17 protein-coding genes are annotated in these 18,790 nt (G+C 68.5%); 6 read left to right on the forward strand and 11 right to left on the reverse strand.

Annotated features, from left to right (window positions below):
* The first annotated feature begins 28 nt into the window (after nt 1-28).
* Nucleotides 29-589 carry a hypothetical protein gene (locus ABRP34_RS09880; RefSeq protein WP_353713088.1) on the forward strand — a complete coding sequence of 187 codons (561 nt, stop codon included), beginning with the start codon at nt 29-31 and terminating at the stop codon, nt 587-589.
* 55 nt (nt 590-644) lie between these two features.
* Here the strand turns inward: ABRP34_RS09880 and ABRP34_RS09885 are convergent, their stop codons facing one another.
* The gene (locus tag ABRP34_RS09885) at nt 645-1,541 is read right to left on the reverse strand and encodes a rhodanese-related sulfurtransferase (RefSeq protein WP_043417567.1); all 897 of its coding nucleotides are present in this window, start codon (nt 1,539-1,541) and stop codon (nt 645-647) included.
* A gap of 124 nt (nt 1,542-1,665) precedes the next feature.
* Between ABRP34_RS09885 and ABRP34_RS09890 the strand changes: the two genes are divergently transcribed.
* Nucleotides 1,666-2,358: a GNAT family N-acetyltransferase gene (locus tag ABRP34_RS09890; protein WP_043417569.1), complete on the forward strand. Its 693-nt coding sequence runs from the start codon at nt 1,666-1,668 to the stop codon at nt 2,356-2,358.
* Nucleotides 2,359-2,515: 157 nt separating this feature from the next.
* The gene (locus ABRP34_RS09895; protein ID WP_353713089.1) at nt 2,516-4,912 is read left to right on the forward strand and encodes a DEAD/DEAH box helicase; all 2,397 of its coding nucleotides are present in this window, start codon (nt 2,516-2,518) and stop codon (nt 4,910-4,912) included.
* Between the two features lie 24 nt (nt 4,913-4,936).
* Here the strand turns inward: ABRP34_RS09895 and ABRP34_RS09900 are convergent, their stop codons facing one another.
* The 7 genes from ABRP34_RS09900 to ssd all read right to left on the reverse strand — a co-directional run bounded on the left by ABRP34_RS09900 (nt 4,937) and on the right by ssd (nt 10,433).
* A complete protein-coding gene (locus ABRP34_RS09900; RefSeq protein WP_003797819.1) occupies nt 4,937-5,332 on the reverse strand; it encodes an Rv3654c family TadE-like protein in 396 nt (131 codons plus the stop codon).
* Nucleotides 5,329-5,727 (reverse strand): TadE family type IV pilus minor pilin, encoded by a 399-nt coding sequence (locus tag ABRP34_RS09905; RefSeq protein WP_306302309.1) that lies wholly within the window; start codon nt 5,725-5,727, stop codon nt 5,329-5,331. The genes ABRP34_RS09900 and ABRP34_RS09905 overlap by 4 nt, the downstream gene beginning before the upstream one ends.
* 140 nt (nt 5,728-5,867) lie before the next feature.
* A complete protein-coding gene (locus ABRP34_RS09910; RefSeq protein ID WP_353713090.1) occupies nt 5,868-6,155 on the reverse strand; it encodes a DUF4244 domain-containing protein in 288 nt (95 codons plus the stop codon).
* 328 nt (nt 6,156-6,483) lie between these two features.
* On the reverse strand, nt 6,484-7,098 hold the full coding sequence (locus ABRP34_RS09915) for a type II secretion system F family protein (RefSeq protein WP_353713091.1): 615 nt from the start codon (nt 7,096-7,098) through the stop codon (nt 6,484-6,486).
* A gap of 43 nt (nt 7,099-7,141) precedes the next feature.
* On the reverse strand, nt 7,142-7,945 hold the full coding sequence (locus tag ABRP34_RS09920) for a hypothetical protein (protein ID WP_353713092.1): 804 nt from the start codon (nt 7,943-7,945) through the stop codon (nt 7,142-7,144).
* A complete protein-coding gene (locus ABRP34_RS09925; protein WP_353713093.1) occupies nt 7,942-9,342 on the reverse strand; it encodes a TadA family conjugal transfer-associated ATPase in 1,401 nt (466 codons plus the stop codon). Before ABRP34_RS09925 ends, ABRP34_RS09920 begins: the two co-directional genes overlap by 4 nt.
* Nucleotides 9,339-10,433 (reverse strand): septum site-determining protein Ssd, encoded by a 1,095-nt coding sequence (ssd, locus tag ABRP34_RS09930; protein ID WP_353713094.1) that lies wholly within the window; start codon nt 10,431-10,433, stop codon nt 9,339-9,341. The genes ABRP34_RS09925 and ssd overlap by 4 nt, the downstream gene beginning before the upstream one ends.
* Nucleotides 10,434-10,754: 321 nt before the next feature.
* Here ssd and ABRP34_RS09935 point away from each other — a divergent pair, with 321 nt between their 5' ends.
* Entirely contained in the window at nt 10,755-12,551 is a 1,797-nt protein-coding gene (locus ABRP34_RS09935) for a bifunctional 3'-5' exonuclease/DNA polymerase (RefSeq protein ID WP_353713095.1), read from the forward strand.
* Nucleotides 12,552-12,883: 332 nt separating this feature from the next.
* Nucleotides 12,884-13,075 (forward strand): DUF1508 domain-containing protein, encoded by a 192-nt coding sequence (locus ABRP34_RS09940; RefSeq protein WP_043417572.1) that lies wholly within the window; start codon nt 12,884-12,886, stop codon nt 13,073-13,075.
* A gap of 31 nt (nt 13,076-13,106) precedes the next feature.
* Here the strand turns inward: ABRP34_RS09940 and ABRP34_RS09945 are convergent, their stop codons facing one another.
* The 3 genes from ABRP34_RS09945 to ABRP34_RS09955 form a co-directional block, all read right to left on the reverse strand.
* Nucleotides 13,107-13,784, reverse strand: a complete 678-nt coding sequence (locus tag ABRP34_RS09945; protein ID WP_003797835.1) for a CoA pyrophosphatase — start codon at nt 13,782-13,784, stop codon at nt 13,107-13,109.
* Nucleotides 13,781-14,548: an endonuclease III gene (gene nth / locus ABRP34_RS09950; protein WP_353713341.1), complete on the reverse strand. Its 768-nt coding sequence runs from the start codon at nt 14,546-14,548 to the stop codon at nt 13,781-13,783. The genes ABRP34_RS09945 and nth overlap by 4 nt, the downstream gene beginning before the upstream one ends.
* 162 nt (nt 14,549-14,710) lie before the next feature.
* Nucleotides 14,711-16,312: a hypothetical protein gene (locus ABRP34_RS09955; protein WP_353713096.1), complete on the reverse strand. Its 1,602-nt coding sequence runs from the start codon at nt 16,310-16,312 to the stop codon at nt 14,711-14,713.
* 399 nt (nt 16,313-16,711) lie between these two features.
* On the opposite strand from ABRP34_RS09955, the gene acs reads away from it, so the two are divergent.
* Nucleotides 16,712-18,709, forward strand: a complete 1,998-nt coding sequence (gene acs / locus ABRP34_RS09960; protein ID WP_353713342.1) for an acetate--CoA ligase — start codon at nt 16,712-16,714, stop codon at nt 18,707-18,709.
* Nucleotides 18,710-18,790 lie beyond the last annotated feature (81 nt).

Raw genomic sequence — 18,790 nt, forward strand, 5'->3', positions numbered from 1 at the left:
GCGTCCCCGGCAGGCTTAAAGTCGGGATATGCCCAGGGTGCGGACGGCCTCCGCGCATCGTTTCACGGCGCGGGCGCAACGCAGGCTCTGGCTGCGGGCGCCGGCAGCCGTCGTCGCGCTTTTCTTTGTGCTGGTGGCAGCCGTCCTGGGCGGCTGTGAATACAGCTACGACGACGGCCGTGGCGAACTTCCGGCCGCCCCCGTGATAACGGATCCCGTGTTGCCGCGTGATCCGCTGGAAAACGTGCCGGTGTCGGGTGAGGAGCTCACCGAATGGGCGAAGGACGTCCTGCCCGACGCCGAGGGACAGGTCTTCCACACAAGCTACGGCAGCGTGTCCAGGGGCCGCAGCAAGACAGAATCCACCAAGCAGCTGCCGAGCGGCACGTACTCCCTCACCCTCGTGTGCCGGAGCGAGCGGCGGGTCTCATTCACAGTCCGCGACGCAGAATCCGCCCTGGTGGACCTGAGCCTCCGGTGCGGCACCTCGCGCGTCAATGTGGTGCACGTGTCCGAGGACTCCGTGCTCCGGGTGACAGTGGAGGCGCGGTCGGCCGCCAATTTCGCCTACCGGATCAGCCGGATCTGACGCTGCAGCCAGGACCCGGCCAGGCAGGGGCTGGCGGGCGCAGCCGTCCCCCTGCTCAGGCCGCGGCGCAACCGTCCGGGCAGCGCAGGGTTTCAGGGCTGGCGGCGCACTCCGCGCAGTACAGCGTCAGCGTGCGGCAGCTGGGGTTCGAACAGTTCTCGAACTTGCTCGTGGGCGCCTGGCACCGGACGCATTCGCCGATGGTTTTGGCGTCCTCGCTGAATTCGAGGTGCATGCGCTTGTCGAAGACGTAGAGGGAGCCTTCCCAAAGGCCCTGGTCCTTGAACTTCTCCCCGTAGCGCACGATGCCGCCGTCCAGCTGGTACACCTCTTTGAAGCCGCGGTTAACCATGAGGCTGGACAGCACCTCGCAGCGGATGCCTCCGGTGCAGTAGGTGACGACCGGCTGGTCCTTCAGGTGGTCGTACTTGCCGGAGTCGAGCTCGGTGATGAAGTCGTGGGTGGTGGCGACGTCAGGGACAATGGCGTCCTTGAACTTGCCGATCTGTGCCTCGAACGCGTTGCGGCCGTCAAAGAACACCACGTCCTGGCCGCTGGCCTTCCTCGCGTCGACGAGTTCGTGGACTTCCTCGGGCTTCAGGTGGGTCCCGCCTCCCACGACGCCTTTTTCGTCCACCTTCAGCTCGCCGGGCGCACCGAACGAAACGATCTCGTCGCGGACCTTGACGCTCAGGCGGGGGAAGTCCTCCGCACCGCCGTCGGACCATTTGACGTCGATGCCACGGAAGCCCTTGTATTCACGGGTGGTTTTTACGTACTGCTTTACAGCCCCGATCTCTCCGCCAACGGTGGCGTTGATGCCGTCCTTGGAGATAAGGATTCGCCCGGTCAGGCCGAGCTTTTCGCACAGGGCACGCTGCCAGAGCCGGACAGCGTCCGGATCTGCGATGGGAGTAAAGCCGTAAAAGAGTACGATTCGGTTCAAAGCCACGTATTTAAGGGTACTGGGTGGCCGCCGGGGACGGATTCGGACCGGGGAAGAGCCTCCTATCACAATTGCATAAGCAAGCGCCGAAGCTCTGTTGCTTATGACAGCGCTGGAATACTCTCATCACATGACGCCAGAAGCCATGGTTGGAGACATCACTCATCTGCTGGAAGTCTGGGTAGCCGGTTGGGCTGGTTGCCGGGGCTATGAGACGCGCACCGAGGGACGGTTCCCCGCGGCCTTGCGTGCGGACACGACCGGGGACTGGGAATACTTCGCCTCCGATCCTACGGACGCGGAATTCGCAGAGCTGGCGGCCAAGACTGCCGAGGCCCCCAAACGGGTCCTGACCATCCTGACCAATAATGTGGGGCGCTACAAGCTCTTGGCTGAGCAACACAACCTCAACGCCACATCAGCGTCCCAGACCATGATGGTCGTCGACATGGAAACCCAGGACTCCGAGGACCCGTGGCTCTCGGACGACGAACTGTCCCTGAAAACGTGGGAGTCCAACGGTGTCCACTTCGCCGAAGTCCGCTCGGGCGACACTCTGGCGGTGAGCGGCCGCGTGGTGGTCATCAACGGCACCGCGGTGTTCGACAAGATCGTCACCGAACCCTCCTTCCAGCGCCGGGGGCTGGGCAGCTTCATCATGAAGGCGCTGGCGGCGCAGGCGTTCTCCCACGATGTGGAGGACGGACTCCTGTTGGCGTCCCTGGACGGACAGAAGCTGTATTCGCATCTGGGCTGGTCCTCGGTATGCCACGTGCTGATGCTCTCCGCCTCCGATGAGGGGTCCGACCTCTCCGTCGTCTGACCCTTCCGGCCGTTCCGTCCTTCCGGGTTTCCGTAGCGGGTCGGCTGTTCTGTGCCGGGTTGCTTTTCCTTCCCTTCTTGCTCTGTGCCTGTCCGCTGGTCCGTGCCTGTTCGCTGTTCCGTGCCTGCGATTTTTGCCCGGATGAAAGAATGTTGGGGTGAACCCCCATGACTCGCTGATTCCGTTGCTGGGCCGTGGCCCGGACCCGGAGCAGCTCCGGCATGTGCGGACCATTCCGGCGCGCGCCGCCGTGCACGAGCCATGGCCGGACTGGGCCCACCCGGACCTGGTCGCGGCCTACGGCAAGCTCGGCATCCACCAGCCCTACCGGCACCAGATTCGGGCAGCAGACATTGCCCACGGCGGCAGGCACGTGGTGATCGCCACCGGCACTGCGTCCGGAAAATCCCTGGCCTACCAGCTGCCGGCGCTCGACGCGATTCACCGGTCCGAGCTCCGCGTCCTGTCGGACCCCGGAAAAATCCACGACGACGGCGCGGTGACGCTGTACCTCTCGCCCACCAAGGCGCTGGCGGCAGACCAGCTCGCGGCAATTAGGTCCCTGAACCTCCCGACAGTCCGGGCCGAAACCTACGACGGCGACACCGACCAGGCCTCCCGCCGCTGGATCCGCGACCACGCGAATTTCATTCTTGCCAACCCAGACATGCTGCACTTCGGCATCCTGCCCAACCACGCCTGGTGGGCCGGGTTCTTCCGGCGCCTGCGCTACGTGATCGTTGACGAGGCGCACAGCTACCGCGGCGTCTTCGGCTCCCACGTGGCCAACCTGATGCGCCGGCTGCGGCGCATTTGCGCTTACTACGCGGCCGATGGAAACGCTGCCGGACCGGTCTTCATCGCGGCGTCCGCCACCGCTTCCGAGCCGGAGAAGTCCTTTGGCCGGCTCATAGGCGCCGCGGTCCAGGGAGTCTCGGAAGACTCCTCGCCGCACGGATCCACGACAGTGGCATTCTGGGAACCAGCGCTCAGCGAGGTGCGCGGCGAGAACGGCGCCAAGGAACGCAGGACGGCGGTGGCCGAGACCGCGGACCTGCTCGCGAACCTTGTCTCGTCACGGGTCCGGACCATCGCGTTCATCAAGTCCAGACGTGGCGCCGAAACCATCTCTTCCATCACCAAACGGCTCCTTGACGAAGTCGACCCCAGCCTGCCCCAACGCGTGGCCGCCTACCGCTCCGGGTACCTCCCGGAGGAACGCCGCGCCTTGGAAAGGGCCCTGCGGACCGGCCAGCTGCTGGGTATTTCCAGCACCTCGGCCCTGGAACTGGGGATCGACATCTCCGGGCTGGACGCCGTGCTGGTGGCTGGCTGGCCCGGCACCCGGGCGTCCCTCTTCCAGCAGATCGGCCGCGCCGGCCGCGCCGGACAGGACGCCATCGCTGCCTTCGTGGCCAGCGATGATCCCCTGGACACGTACCTGGTCAATCATCCGGAAGCCATCTTCGACGTGTCCGTCGAGGCCACAGTCTTTGATCCGTCCAATCCCTATGTGCTGGGCCCGCACCTCTGCGCCGCCGCCGCCGAGCTCCCGCTCGGCGTGGCCGAGCTGCCGCTGTTCGGAGCCACTGCGGAGAAACTCCTCGGGCAGCTGGTGGCACAGGGGTACCTGCGGCGGCGCCCGGCCGGCTGGTTCTGGACCCACGCGCAGAGCGCGGCGGCCATGGTAAACCTGCGCGCCGACGGCGGCGGGCCAGTCAGCATTGTCGATGCCGACACCGGTTCGCTGCTGGGAACCATGGATTCGCCGCAGACGCACTACCAGGCCCATACCGGAGCCGTCTACGTCCATCAGGGTGACAGCTACGTGGTGGAGGACCTGAACGAGGACGATCACTGCGTGGTGGTACGCCGCGCCAACCCCGACTATTACACGACAGCCCGGGACGTCACGCAGATCGAGGTCCTCGAGACGGAGCGGACTGCGCAGTGGGGCGATGTTGCCGTCCACTTCGGCGACGTCAAGGTCACGACTCAAGTGGTCTCCTTTCAGCGGAAGGCCCTAATTTCCAATGAAGTCCTGGGCGAGGAGCCGCTCGATCTGGGAGCCCGGGACCTGTTTACGAAGGCCGTGTGGTTTGTCATGGAGAACCGTTCACTCACAGGCGCCGGACTCATCGAAGCCCAGTTCCCCGGCGCCCTCCACGCGGCCGAGCACGCCGCCATCGGCCTGCTGCCGCTGGTTGCCTCGAGCGACCGCTGGGACATCGGCGGGGTTTCCACCGCAATCCATGCCGACACCGGTGTGCCGACGATTTTCGTGTACGACGGGCATCCCGGCGGTGCCGGTTTTGCCGAACGGGGCTTCGAGAAGGCCAAGGTGTGGCTCTCGGCCACGAGAGACGCGATCGAGGCCTGCGAGTGCGAATCCGGATGCCCCTCCTGTGTCCAGTCGCCAAAATGCGGCAACAAGAACAACCCGTTGGACAAGGACGCGGCAGTCATCCTGATCGATGTCCTGCTGAAGGATGCGCGGGACGCGGCGGCGGCACAGGATTCCGAGGCGGGCGTACCGGCGCCGAACGCGGTCTAGGGGCCTTTAGGAGCGCTGCCAAGTTCAGGGCGGCGGTCCCGCCCTGGCCCGGCCGGTGGCGACGCCTAGGAGTGGCCCGGCAGGCAGCTCGGTACTGACCTCGACGGACTGGTCACCTCGGGCGGTGCAGCTGACAAGCGTTGCTTTGTGGCGGGCAGCCACCGCGGCAGCCACAAGGCAGGGCTCCCCCGCTGAAACACCACGGAGCGCGTCAGCCGCTGCCAAGGCCGCGAGGTCGGCCGCGGCGGCGGCTTTGGACGCCGCCGCCGATGCCTGCGCCAGCAGGAGGAGCAGGGACATGACCATGACAACCACCATGCCGAGCCCCGCGGCCAGCACAGTGCCCGATCCGCGTTCGGATTCGATTCCGGAGACCGGATTTCTGCCCTGGCCGGGGGGCTGTTTCCGCCGAAGGCTCACAGGAGCCGCCCGGCAGGAATCCCGTACCGCTGCCCGGCCGGCGCCGTCTGGAGCTTTCCCGGTGGCGGTGCCGAAGATGCCGTTTCGCTGCGTGCCTCTGCCCTGGCTGTCAGCGTCCACGGCACCATGCGTCCCAGGGGTCCCGACGCCCTGTCCGACACGGTGACGCTCATCCATTCGCCGCCGGGAACAACGGCCGACGAGGCGGAAGGGCCTGCCAGTTTCCGGACGATGCCGTTGACGGCGGCGGGGTCTTCACCTCTCGCGAGTGCCCTGGCGCCAGCCCGGGCAGCATCCTCCAACCGCAGTTGGGTGATTCCCGCCGCAGACCCCGCCAGCAGCATGGCCAGAAGCAGCAGGACCGCCGGAAGGGCCACCGCGAATTCCGCGGTCACCGCGCCGCGGCTGATCCCGTGACCGTTCTCGGAACCGCGGGCCTTCCCCTGCCCGCGGCTGCCGGCCTGATCTGCGGATGGGTTCCTGTGCTGCCGGCAGGACTCAAGTCCGGCCGCTGCAGGGGTCCGCGGAGCGGGTTTCACGGCAGAGCCAGCGCCGTACGGATCAGGTTGAGCAGGAAGCCACGGACTTCGTCGCTTCGCAGGATGAACACCAGGAGCCCGGCGAAACCCACGGCGGCCAGCGTGGCGATGGCATATTCGGCGGTCGCCATGCCGGCATCCGAGCCAGTGAGCCGCCTGCGTGGCCGTGGCTTCACCCGTGGCGCCATGCTGGCGCCCGGGTAGATCTCCAGCACATCGGCTTCTTCGGATGCCTGGCGCACGGGCTGGACGGCTTCACCCGGGGTGTGATGGTTGAGGGACATGAATTTTCCTTTCTGGAGTTCCGGCGAGTTGCCGGTGCATTCGACTCTCCCGTCCGCCGCCCGGACCGGTAAGGCCTGAACTTCCCTAAGTGGAAAAGCAGCCGGACCGGCCGCATGTGGAGGGAAAGTGCCGGAACATCCGCGGCGCCCGTGCGGGCATGCGCCGCACCTCAGGGTGAATGAAGCGACATCGGCACTTGCATGGCAGCACGAAAAGCCCTGCGGCGGGGATCAGTTTTGGGCGGCGCGAAACACCAGCCCCCGGCTCCCCGAGGGGCTCAGCTGCCGACGAAACTCGGCGGCCCGACGGGTATCCGCCGGAGGGAACTCAGCTGCTCGACGGAAGCAGGGCAAGCAGCACAGGAACGACTCCCAGGCAGATGAAGGCCGGAAGTGAACACAGCCCCAGCGGAACCACCAGCTTGACTCCCAAGGAGGCCGCACGCTTCTCCGCGGCACGGAAACGCTCCCGCCTCATTCTGGCGGCCTGGGCATAAAGGATGGATGACGACGGTGCACCGGTCAGCGCGGCGAAGCCCAAGGCGTCCCTGAGGGCGAGTATCTCCGGCGAGGGCAGGTCTGAACTCCGCCAGGCCGTCTCCCAGTCGGCGCCAATGGCCATGGCTCCCACGACAGGCCGAAGGGCGCGGCGGTACTCGGGTGAGGCCGCAGCGGCCACCAGTTCCAGTGCTCGTCCGATACCGGCACCCGCGTGGAGCATGGCGGCAATCAGCTCAAGCATCATGGCGGTATCGCGCAATCCCGGTGACTGCTCGGCGCGCCTCTGAGAGTGTTCGTCCTTGTCCGCCTTGCCGCTACCCGCCGCCAGGCCGCTCCGGCGAAGGAGACCGGATCTCGCAGGGGCGGATCCGCTAAAGGCGAGGCCTGCAGCGGCCGCGAGCGCCAGGAAGATGAGGGAAGCGGCCAGCACTGACCCGTTCATCGGCCCGATCCGCTCAAACCGAGGCAGTCCGGCTGACGCGTGTTCATGGCGCGGCCGCGCCGGCGGCTGCCCGCACGAGCCTCGCGGACCATATGCGGCCGGCAACGGTCAGTCCGATGCCTGCGACCAGCGCAGCCACACCGAACGGCGTGCCCAGCAGCACGGCCAGCGGGTCCACGCCGAGGCAGACACCCAGTCCCAGCCCCAGCAGGGGCAGCCAGGTGAGTAGCGCGACCGTTGCCTTCGGTCCGGCGAGCGCCGTCTGGCGGGCGGCTTCGGCGTCGTCTTCAACCTCGAGCTGGGCGGCAAAGCGGGTCAGGACGTCGGCCAGCGGACAGCCGCTGGCGGCCGCTATCTCGAAGCAGGCTGCCAGCTCAGCCCAGATCCGCGGCTCACGGCCGCCCGCGCCCGGACGCGAGGGTGAACAGGCCGACCGTATTGCCTCGGCTACCGGCGCTCCCCGCAGGGCCGCTCCCCGGGCGGCTGACAAGACAGCCGCCGATCCGGGGCTGAGCCGTGGCCGGCAGGACCTGTCATCCGCAGAGCCCTGCTCCACGTAGAGCTGCCACAGTTCCTCCCACAGCCGCGAAGGGGACCGGCCACCCTTCAACAGGGCAGCCAATTGCTGAACCACCACCGTCAGGGACACGAACGCCTCCCGGCGGCGGCCACGGGTGAGACCAAACTCGACTCGGTCCATCGTGGCACGCCGTCCGTTACGGCGGACACGTCCACCGGCCAAACCGCTGAGGCCGAAGGCGATGCGTGCGCGCCGAACCGGCCCACGCGCAGGGCTGAGGATCAGCCACGCGGCGAGCGCCAGTGCACCAACAAGGGCCGCGGTCATGCTGCTGCCCTGCGGGCTCCGCGCTTTTCACGCAGGTTCCCCGGACCGGGGCCGGAATCGCGGGCAGGGATGGAGCCGCGTCCGTCGCCGGCCCCGGGGACAGTGCCTGCCTCCGTTGCCAGGCCCGGATCGAGGGCCAGTCGCTGGGCAAGGATCTCCCACGCCGGCCCGGGAACCGGCCGGCCGGCTGAAACGTCAAGAGCCACGGCGACGTCGAGGCCACCGTGCCGCTCGGTAAGAATGCCGATGCACGCGACATAGCGTCCGTGCCTCGACCGGGCCACGTGCACCACCACATCAAGGGCGCTGGCAACCTGCAGGCGGACCGCATCCTGGCCAAGCCCGGCCAGGGCCCCCAGAGCGGTAAGCCGGGCTGGAACCGAGCCTGCGGCGTTGGCGTGGATGGTCCCGCCGCCTCCAGTGTGGCCCGTATTCATGGCCGTCAGGAGTTCGCGCACCTCTGAGCCCCGGCATTCCCCCACAATCAGCCGGTCCGGCCGCATCCTCAGGGCCTGGCGGACGAGTTCACCGAGGTCCACTGCCCCGCCTCCTTCGAGATTCCCGTGTCGTGATTCCAGCGAGACCACATGCGGGTGCACGGGATTCAGCTCGGAGGCGTCCTCGATCAGGACCAGCCTCTCTCCCGGGTGGCAGAGCCCCAGCAGGGTGGACAAGAGGGTGGTCTTTCCGGACCCGGTGGCCCCGCTGACCAGGAAACTCAGCCTCTGCTCCACCATGCGCTCCAGAACGCATTGAACAAGTGGCCCAAACATGCCCCCGTCCCGGAGCTCGTCCATGGTGAAAACCTGTTCCCGCCGGATCCTGACACTGAGCAGCGTGCCGGCCGCCGAGATGGGCGGCAGAACGGCATGGACCCGGTACCCTCCCTCGAGCCGCACATCCACACACGGCGATCCGTCATCCAGCCGCCTGCCGCCTGATGCCACCAGCCTGGCGGCAAGGGCCCTGAGCTGCGCCTCCCCTGCGAAGGTCACCGATGTCCGTTCGATGCCGCGGCCCCTGTCCAGCCAGACGGAGTCCGGGGCGTTCACGAAGATGTCCGTGACCAGCGGGTCCCGGACCAGGTGCTGCAGCGGCCCAAGGCCGTTGAGCTCAGCGCTGATGCGCTCAGCGGCGGCGAGGGTTCCTGCTGTGCCCAGCAGCTTCCCGGTAGCCTGCACCGCAGCCGCCACCCGGGACGGGGTAACCGGCCCGGCGTCGGCCATGACCGACTCGCGGACGGTCTCGAGAAGCCCCGCGTCCAGGACCCGTGCCGCGCGCCGCCGCCCGGCAGTCTCGGCGAGCGCGGCGCGGGAGGCAGGTGCCCCGGGAAACCCGGGTCCGCCACTGAGGCCAGCATCCGCACCGGCCGCGGGCACTCCCAGATGAGCACTCACCGGAGGTCTCCGGTCTCGCCGGCGAGGAGGCCAAGCACTGAGGAGGCGAAGCGCCGCACGCTCTTTCGCCTGCCTTGGTCGAGCAGGCGGCCCAGCTCGGTGGCCGAGGCTGTGCCCCGCACCTCGGGCATCACGCCGTGCAGGGGCAGCCCCACGGACTCGGCGACCAGCGCGGCGTCCAGCGCAACCCCGGCCTTTCCCCTGATGACCAGGGCGGATTCGACAGGCGGAAGCTCCTGCAGCAGCCGCGCGGCGGCGACTGCAGCCTTCAGCTGGGCGGGGACGACCACCAGGAGGCGGTCACAATCCCATGCGAACGTGCGCAGCGGCTCGGCGTTGCGGCCGATATCGACAATCACCACTTCATAGCCCCTGCGTGCGGCGTCGAGGACGCCTCCCACGGTGACCGGGTCCACCAGGGGCGGCCGTTCCCTGCTTCCGGGCCACGACAGAAACGAGAACCCGCCGGCGACAGGCAACGCGTCCGAGAGCTGCTGGGGGTCAATGCTGCCACTGGCATCGGCCAGATCCGGCCAGCGGAGACCCGGGGATTCCTCCGCGGCCAGGGCCAGTTCGAGGCCACCGCCCCAGGGATCGGCGTCGACGAGCAGGACCCGCGCACCGAGTTCGGCTGCTGCCTGCGCGAGCCACGCCGCCGCGGTGGTGGCACCCGCCCCACCGCAGCCGCCGGTGACACCGAGCACCAGGCCTCCGGCCTCGGGTGAACGGGACCGGCTGAGATACTCCGCCAGCCAGGCGGCGGCGTCCGGAAGGACGGCGACGCGTTGTGCACCCAGGGCAGCGCCCAGGTGCCAGAGCGTGTCCCCTTCGCCGCTGAGACCGACGAGCACGGCCGGGGCACGGCGCCGGGGCGGCAGTTCACGGACATCGCTGCCCACCAGGACGTCGGCCGCGGAATCCCAGAATGGCGCAGCCTCCGCCACATCGTCCACCGCCCGGAGCCGTCCGCCCGCGGCAGCGACAATCCGTTCCACTTCTCCCCGCAGGAATTCAAAGCCCGTGACGAGCAGGACGTCGCCGCCGTCGCCGGGGGGCCAGGTTCCGGTTTCAGAACCGGGCGATAGCCCCACCGGAGCCGGCCTGCGCCGTGCATCCGGCACAGCAGCACTGGGCACGGCAGCATCAGGCTGTGCGCTGTCCGGGTCTGATGGGAGTCGCCCGTTCCGGGCGTGGCGCCTGCTCATGCAGCAACTGTGCCCAACGGCACAGCCGCCCGGCAGAGCCGGGTGGCCGTATGTGGAAAACCGGCCGGCCGGCTGCTGAAAAGGAAAGCCTGACTGGCTGTGGAGGACAAGAGCGGCAAGGGCCGCAGGTGGGCCCAGACCGGCCACTGGCATCCAAGGCGCCAGACGCGGCGCCGAACAGCGCGGGGGCAGGGCAGAATTGGACATATGTACCTGTTGCTCGCCGCCCACCCTGACGGCGCAGCCGTACAGGAACTCACGGCGGCAGGCCTCCCCCACCCTGACAACCCGGAACCCCGGATTGTCAGCGTTGCCCCGCAGCGAGCGGACGTGGGAGCCCACCAGGCCGCACCCCAAACCGCACCCGGCGGCGGAACCGGGCTCGCCGCCGTCGTCCGTGAACTCGAGAAGCGGCGCCCGCGCTGGATCTGGCACCGCACCCAGGACTGGTACCCGTCACTGCTGGCGGCGGGCGTCGACGTGGAGCGTTGCTACGACCTCTCCTTGTGCGGCGCCATCCTGGCCCATTCCGAGTTCACGGCCCACACCCTGTACTCCCGGAACGCCGAGAAGCTTACCCAGGACGATGACCTGCAGCCGCCTCGGCTGCTCCAGCCGCCTCCTCCTCCCGCGGACCAGGGGGCGCTCTTCGATGACCCGGGCGCGGCCACCGAACCGCGCCAGACCTTGGCCGAGTTGCGTGCCGAATACGCCGCCCAGCAGGAGGCCCTCGCAGCGGCGGGAGCAGCCACCACGGCGGGAGCAGCCACCGCTGGGGACGGTAACCGCCGGCAGCGTCTTCAACTCCTCCTCGCCGCCGAATCCGCCAGCGCCCTGGTCGCTGCCGAGATGCAGCATGCCGGCGTGCCGTGGCGCGAGGAGCTGCACGAGCACATCCTGGCGGAGCACCTGGGCCCGCGGCCTCCGGTGGGGCACCGCCCGGCCAAGCTCGAGGCCCTCAACACCGAACTCCGGGGCCTGCTGAACGCACCGGCGCTGAACCCGGACTCGCCACAGGAGCTGATGCGCGCCCTGCACCGCAACGGCATCGAGGTGAAGTCCACGCGGCAATGGGAACTGAAGGGGTCCAGCCATCCGGCGATCGCGCCCCTGCTGGCCTATAAGAAACTGTCGCGGCTCCACACCGCCAACGGTTGGGCGTGGCTGGACGCCTGGGTGCGGAACGGAAGGTTCCGGCCTGAATATGTAGTGGGCGGAGTGGTGTCGGGCCGCTGGGCGTCACGCGGCGGCGGGGCGCTGCAGATCCCCCGCCAGGTCCGCGGCGCCGTGCATGCAGACCCGGGGCACAAGCTCATCGTGGCGGACGCGTCCCAGCTGGAACCCCGTGTCCTCGCCGCCCTCGCCCAGGACTCGACCATGGCTGAGGCCGCCCGGGACCAGGATCTCTACGCGGGGATCGCGGCCAAGGGGTTCGGCGGTGACCGGAGCAAGGCAAAAATGGCGCTGCTGGGAGCCATGTACGGCGCCACCTCCGGCGAAGCGGGCCGCCTGATGCCGCAGCTGGCCAAGACCTACCCGCGTGCGGTGGGCTTCGTCGAACGCGCCGCCCGCGACGGCGAAGCGGGCCGGACCGTCACCTCGCGCCTGGGACGCAGCAGCCCGCCGCCGTCGGAACGGTGGTTCCTCAGCCAGCGGTCCACTTCGGCGGAGGAGCAGCGCCGCGCCGACGCCATCGCGCGTTCGCGCGGACGTTTCACGCGGAACTTCGTGGTCCAGGGTTCGGCTGCGGACTGGGCGGCCTGCTGGCTTGCGGAGCTTCGACGGCGGCTGCGCACCATGCGTGCCGAGGGTTCAGCAACCGGGGAACTCGTGTTTTTCCTGCACGACGAGGTCATGGTCCACGCCCCGGACGCCGCTGTGGATGCCTGCGTCCGCGCCATCGAGGAAGCGGCCACCGCCGCCAAGGAGCTGCTCTTCGGCCCCATTCCAGTCGAGTTCCCGGTGAGCGTCGCCGTCGTCGACTCCTACGACAACGCAAAGTAATCCGGCCTCCGGAGCCGGCCAAACCGAAACGGGGCACTTTGACGCGCGCCGCGCCGGCCGCCGTCGTAATTCACGACGTCGGCACCTCCAAAGTGCCCCACGACGGCACCTGCCTGGCTCACCTGCCGCCCCGTGGGGCCGGACAATAGCCCCTGTCCACGGCAAATAAAAGTCACATTCGCCACTTCCGGAATAAGCGGTTGTACCGAGTAATGTACCGGCGGGTAGCTCGCATCATGTGGCGTGGGACACTAAGCTCGATGGTGGCCGGGCAGTGGCAACAAGTTGGCCCGGCACGTGCGACGAAGCATCAGCAGGGGGTTTCCACGCCAATGGCGGGCAAGTTTGAAGTTCACCAGGACAGCGATCAGTCCTACAAGTTCCGGCTCATGGATGGGGACGGAAACATCGTGGCAGAGTCGCCGCGATTCAAGAGTGTTTCGGGAGTAGTGGCGGGCATCAACGCATTGCGCGAAAACGCCGCCACCGGCCTGGTGGTGGATCTGCGGAAATCGCAGCACTGACACTGGCGGGACAGCCGGCAGTTCCGCCTCGTCAGAGGTCCAGCGGGTGAAGCCTGGTCCTGTCCCAAGGGACGGCCCAGGCCAGCTGGTCGAACAGTTCGTTCAGGATCATTCCCGTAAAGCCCCAGACCACCAGGCTGTTCACGGTGAACGCCGGGCTCTGGAACGTCTGGTTCATGCGGGTCACGGCCGCCATGGTGCGGTTCTCGGGGTCCAGCAGGTCACGGACCGGGACCCGGAAGACCTGGGCGGACTCGCCGTAGTCCACCACCCGGACGGGCGACGGCGACGCCCACCAGGCCAGGACAGGGGTCACCAGGAAGTTTCCGCGCGGAAGGGCCAGTTCCGGCAGCGCACCCAGCACTTCGACGCCGGAAGGGTCCAGACCGGTCTCCTCCTCCGCTTCCCGCAGCGCGGCCTCCACCGGAGTCTCACCCGCGTGGATACCGCCGCCGGGAAAGGCCACCTGGCCGGGATGGTCATCGAGGGTGTGGGCCCGTTCCAGGAGCAGGACGTCCAGGTCGGCAGCAACGAGCGGTTTGCCGGAGGCTGCGGGCACATCGTCCAGGGCTCCGAAGAGGATCAGAACGGCCGCTTTGCGGGCCACGGACTCGTCAACAGTGAGCTTGCGCCAGTAAGGATTCCGGGCAGGACCGGTTCCCGCCCTGATTGAATCGACGAGGTCCACCAGGTCCTGGCGCGCTGTCATTGAGTCCTCCGCTGCGATTCCATCCGAATCTCGGCGGCGCGGTGCGTTTCGGCCAGCAGCTTGGCCAGGAGCTCCTCGTTTCCGGGCGCCAGCTCGTACTTCAGCAGTTTGGCGGCCTTGGCGGGGTTCGTCTCGCCCGAGCCGAAGCTGGGGCACCAGTTGGCCACGGCGCAGGCCCCGCAGGCCGGCTTGCGGGAATGGCACACCCGCCTGCCGTGAAAGACCACCCGGTGGGACAGCATGGTCCAGTCCCTGGGCTCAAACAGCTCCGCCACGTCGGACTCGATCCGGACGGGGTCGTCCGACTCCGTCCAGCCGAACCGCCGCGCCAGCCGCCCGAAGTGGGTGTCCACCGTAATGCCGGGGATGCCGAACGCGTTGCCCAGCACCACGTTCGCGGTTTTCCGCCCGACGCCGGGAAACGTCACCAGGTCTTCCAGCCGGCCCGGCACAACGCCGTCGAACTCGTCCACCACCCGGTTCGCCAGCGCGAGGAGGTTCCGCGTCTTGGCGCGGAAAAACCCCGTCGGCTTGATGATGGCTTCAAGCTCCGCCGTGTCGGCTTCCGCCATGGCCCGGGCGTCCGGGTAGCGGGAGAAAAGGAGCGGAGTGATCAGGTTGACTGTCACATCCGTGGTCTGCGCGGAGAGCACCGTGGCCACGAGGAGCTCAAAGGGATTCCGGAAGTCGAGCTCGGCGTGGGCGTACGGGTACTGCTCGGCGAGGGCACGGTTGATCCTGCGCGCTCGGCGCTTCAGCGCCAGGGCTGACTCGCCGGAGCGGGCCGGCGGGCTAGCCGCCGGCCCAGTTTCGGCGGGGGCGGCAGCGGCGGGAACCTCCGCGGATACCTCTGCCGGGGCAGGGGCAACAGGGGCGCCGACCGGGGTGCCGCGCCGGCGGGAAGCGGAATCGGCCACGGTGGCCGGCTAGCCGCGCTCGATGTTGCTGAGGTCGCGCAGGACGCCCACCCGGCCGTCCGTGTGCTGGACCAGGAACTCATCGCCGCGGTCCTCGAGCGCCAGGACCCAGCCGCCGGGCTCGATCCCGAACAATGGTGCCCCCGTGCGCTCGTCAACGGCAGTGCGGTGCTGTGCCACGGCAAACCAGAAGGCCTCGTGGACCGGTTCCTGCTCGGACTCCTCCGGCCGGCTCGCAGGGTCAACGGTGGCACCGATCGGTTCCTGCGACCTCGTCTGCTCGGGCATGTCCACCCTCGGGTGAACCGCGGTAGCAGGCGTGGCCGAGGCCGCCCGGGCTGCCTCTTCCGCGGCTTGACGTGCAGCAGCGTTGGACCTGTCTTCGGTTACGGGGGCTTCCGCAGCGGGCGCCTCGCCTGCCGGTCCGACGGCGGGAGCTTCAGCTGCGGGAACTCCTACAGCGGGGGCTTCAGCTGCCGGAGCCTTTGCACCGGCTGCTCCTGCGCTGGCCGCCGGGGCTGTGGATTCGTCCACCTGGGTCTGTTTGGCCGCCGAGGTGGCCGGCTGCGCGCCGGCGCCGGCGGCCTTGGCGGACGGCAGCGTGCCCGTCTGCGCAGCGGCACCACCGGTCTGCGGGGACGGCACGACGGCGGCCTGTCCCGTTTCCGGCGAGGCGGCGGCGCTGCTGGCCGCGTTGGCGGCAGGCCATCCTCCGGTCGCCGGCGCTGCACCGGCGCCAGCGGCACCTGCAGCACCGGCGCCAGCGGCACCTGCAGCACCTGCAGCACCGGCGCCAGCAACACCACCGGCACCTGCGGTTACGGTCGGGGTTCCACCGCGCCCCGGCTGGCCAACCGCCGTCGCACCATGGGAAGGGGAAGCGTGGGAGGCGGCACCATGGGAAGCGGAAACACCCGCCGAAGCAGCACCCGGCACGGCGGCAGCACCCGGCACGGCGGCAGCACCCGTCGCGGCGGAGGCAGGCTTCGGCTCCTTGGGTGCCTTGGGTTTGCGCACGGGAACTGCCGACTCGCGCGCCATGATGTGGGCCGGCACCTCGGCGCGGTCCAGGAAGTCCCCGGCGAAGAACGGGATGTAACGGGCCAGCACCGTGGCCGCCAGCAGGACAAGGGAGCCGATCAGCGCCACGAGCAGGCTGGGCGTGTACGCTCCGGCGACGGAGAGGAAGAAGAAGCCGACCGCAAACGAGGCAACCACCGAACCGAACTGGTCCACAGAAAGGGATCCGATCCGAACCTTCGTGTCAGGGGCGAGCCGGCGGGCGGCAAACAGTGCGGCAACGATGAGCGGCAGCACCACACCGAGCCCCAGGAAGAAGAGGCTTCCGAGGTTCCACAGGTTGTAGCGCACAGCGAACATTGGAATCAGGGACGCGACAAAGAGAACCAGGGTGGCTGCGAAAACAGTCAGGTCACGGACGGTGAAAGGTCCGGCAACGGCCTCATTCCGCACGCCTTGCTGCTTCATGAAAGTCGGCGCAGCACTGTGCGCTTCCGGCCGCCCTGACGGTCCTGTGCCGTGCGGTGCCTGGCCGGCGCCCTGCTGGGCCGTGCCCTGCTGGCCCGGCTGGCCCTGGCTTTGCTGATTCATTCTGTTCTCCTTAGCGTGGCGGCGCCCGGACTGGCGTCCGCTGCGTGATTCCGCCCTACGGCCGGAGCCTGACCACAAGCGGTCTGGCTGCCTCCGGCCACTGTCACGAGTCCATCTCAGCCTAGCCAAGTGCAGGGTGCTTCACTAGCTGACTGGCCGCGGAGCGCGGTGCTCACAGAAGCCGCACAGCTCTCCCAAAGAACCGTTCACCGCTAAATGGGCACCGCTCACGGCCAGTCGTGTGACGCGGCCCACGCGCCGAAGCCTGAGGCGCTAGTCTGGTTTCGGAACAGCTCTTTGCGGTTTGTCCGCGACGGGCCGTTGCCCGACGCCGTGCGCCGGGCAACGGCCGGGACCGGCGCGCCGCGCAGCAAAGATCGATGAATGATGAGGTTCACCATGTCCCAGGACACCCCCGGCTCGACGGCCACCGCTGCCACCCCCAGCCAGCAGGGCGATGCTCTTGAAAACCTGCTGCATGAGAACCGCAAGTTTGCCCCTTCCGAGGACTTCGCCGCCAACGCCGTGGTGGGCGCCGAGGTCTATGCCGAGGCGGCAGCTGACCGGCCCGCGTTCTGGGCCAAGCAGGCCCGCGAACTGCTGACCTGGAACAAGGACTTCACCGAGGCCCTGGACTGGTCCAACCCGCCGTTCGCCAAGTGGTTCGTCGGCGGCGAGGTCAACGCCGCGTACAACGCCCTGGACCGGCACGTGGAGAACGGCCTGGGCGACCGGGTGGCGATCTACTTCGAGGGTGAGCCGGGAGATTCCCGCTCCTATACCTACGCCGAGCTCACCGACGAGGTGAAAAGGGCCGCGAACGCGTTCGAGTCCCTAGGTGTGGCCAAGGGCGACCGGGTGGCCGTGTACCTGCCGATGATCCCCGAGGCCGTCATCACGCTGTTGGCCTGCGCCCGGATCGGGGCTGTGCATTCGGTGGTGTTCGGCGGGTTCTCAGCGGACGCGCTGCGTTCCCGGATCGAGGACGCCGAAGCCAAGCTCGTGGTCACCGCGGACGGCACCTACCGGCGCGGCAAGCCCAGCGCCCTGAAGACCGCCGTGGACGCCGCCCTCGAACAGGACGGCCACACCGTGCAGAACGTCGTGGTGGTCAAGCGCAACGGCCAGGACGTCGACTGGCACGAGGGCCGCGACCACTGGTGGGAGGACACCGTCGGGGCGGCGTCAGCCGAGCACACCGCCGTCGGGCATGACTCCGAGCACCCGCTGTTCATCCTCTACACCTCCGGCACCACCGGAAAGCCCAAGGGCATCCTGCACACCACCGGCGGCTACCTCACCCAGACCGCCTACACCCACAAGGCGGTCTTCGACCTGCACCCGGAAACGGACGTGTACTGGTGCACGGCCGACGTCGGCTGGGTCACCGGGCACTCGTACGTCGCCTACGCCCCGCTCATCAACGGCGCCACCCAGGTCATGTACGAGGGCACCCCGGACTCCCCGCACCAGGGCCGCTGGTGGGAGATCGTGGAAAAGTACAAGGTTTCCATCCTCTACACCGCCCCCACCGCGATCCGCACGTTCATGAAGTGGGGCCGGGACATCCCGGACAAGTACGACCTCTCCTCCATCCGGGTCCTGGGCTCGGTGGGCGAACCCATCAACCCCGAGGCCTGGATGTGGTACCGCGACGTCATCGGCGGGAACAAGGCCCCGATCGTGGACACCTGGTGGCAGACCGAGACCGGCGCGCAGATGATCGCCCCGCTGCCCGGCGTGACCGCCACCAAGCCCGGCTCCGCCCAGGTGCCGCTGCCCGGCATCGCCGTGGACGTCGTGGACGAGAACGGCGCCTCCGTCCCGGACGGGCACGGCGGCTTCCTGGTGATCCGCGAACCGTGGCCGGCCATGCTCCGCGGCATCTGGGGCGACCCGGAACGGTTCAAGGACACCTACTGGTCCCGGTTCGAGACCATGTACTTCGCCGGGGACGGCGCCAAGAAGGACGAGGACGGCGACATCTGGCTCCTGGGCCGGGTGGATGACGTCATGAACGTCTCCGGGCACCGGCTCTCCACCACCGAAATCGAGTCCGCCCTGGTGTCCCACCCCGCGGTGGCCGAGGCCGCCGTCGTCGGCGCCACCGACGAAACCACCGGGCAGGCCGTCGTCGCATTCGTGATCCTCCGCGGCGACGCCGTGGACTCCGGCGACGAGATCGTCCAGGACCTCCGCAACCACGTCGGCAAGGAAATCGGCCCGATCGCCAAACCGAAAACCATCCTCGTGGTGCCCGAACTGCCCAAGACCCGCTCCGGCAAAATCATGCGCCGCCTCCTCAAGGACGTCGCCGAAGGACGCGACGTCGGCGACGCCACCACCCTCGCCGACAACACCGTCATGCAGCAGATCGCCGCGTCACTGAAGAGGTAGGCACAACACCGCCAAGTCAGGGCCCGCCCGGGACACCGGGCGGGCCCTGCGTTATGCCCTGGAAGTCCCGCCTCCGGCCGG

It is taken from the genome of Arthrobacter sp. K5 (genome assembly GCF_040448525.1).
GTDB classification, from domain to species: Bacteria; Actinomycetota; Actinomycetes; order Actinomycetales; family Micrococcaceae; genus Arthrobacter; species Arthrobacter globiformis.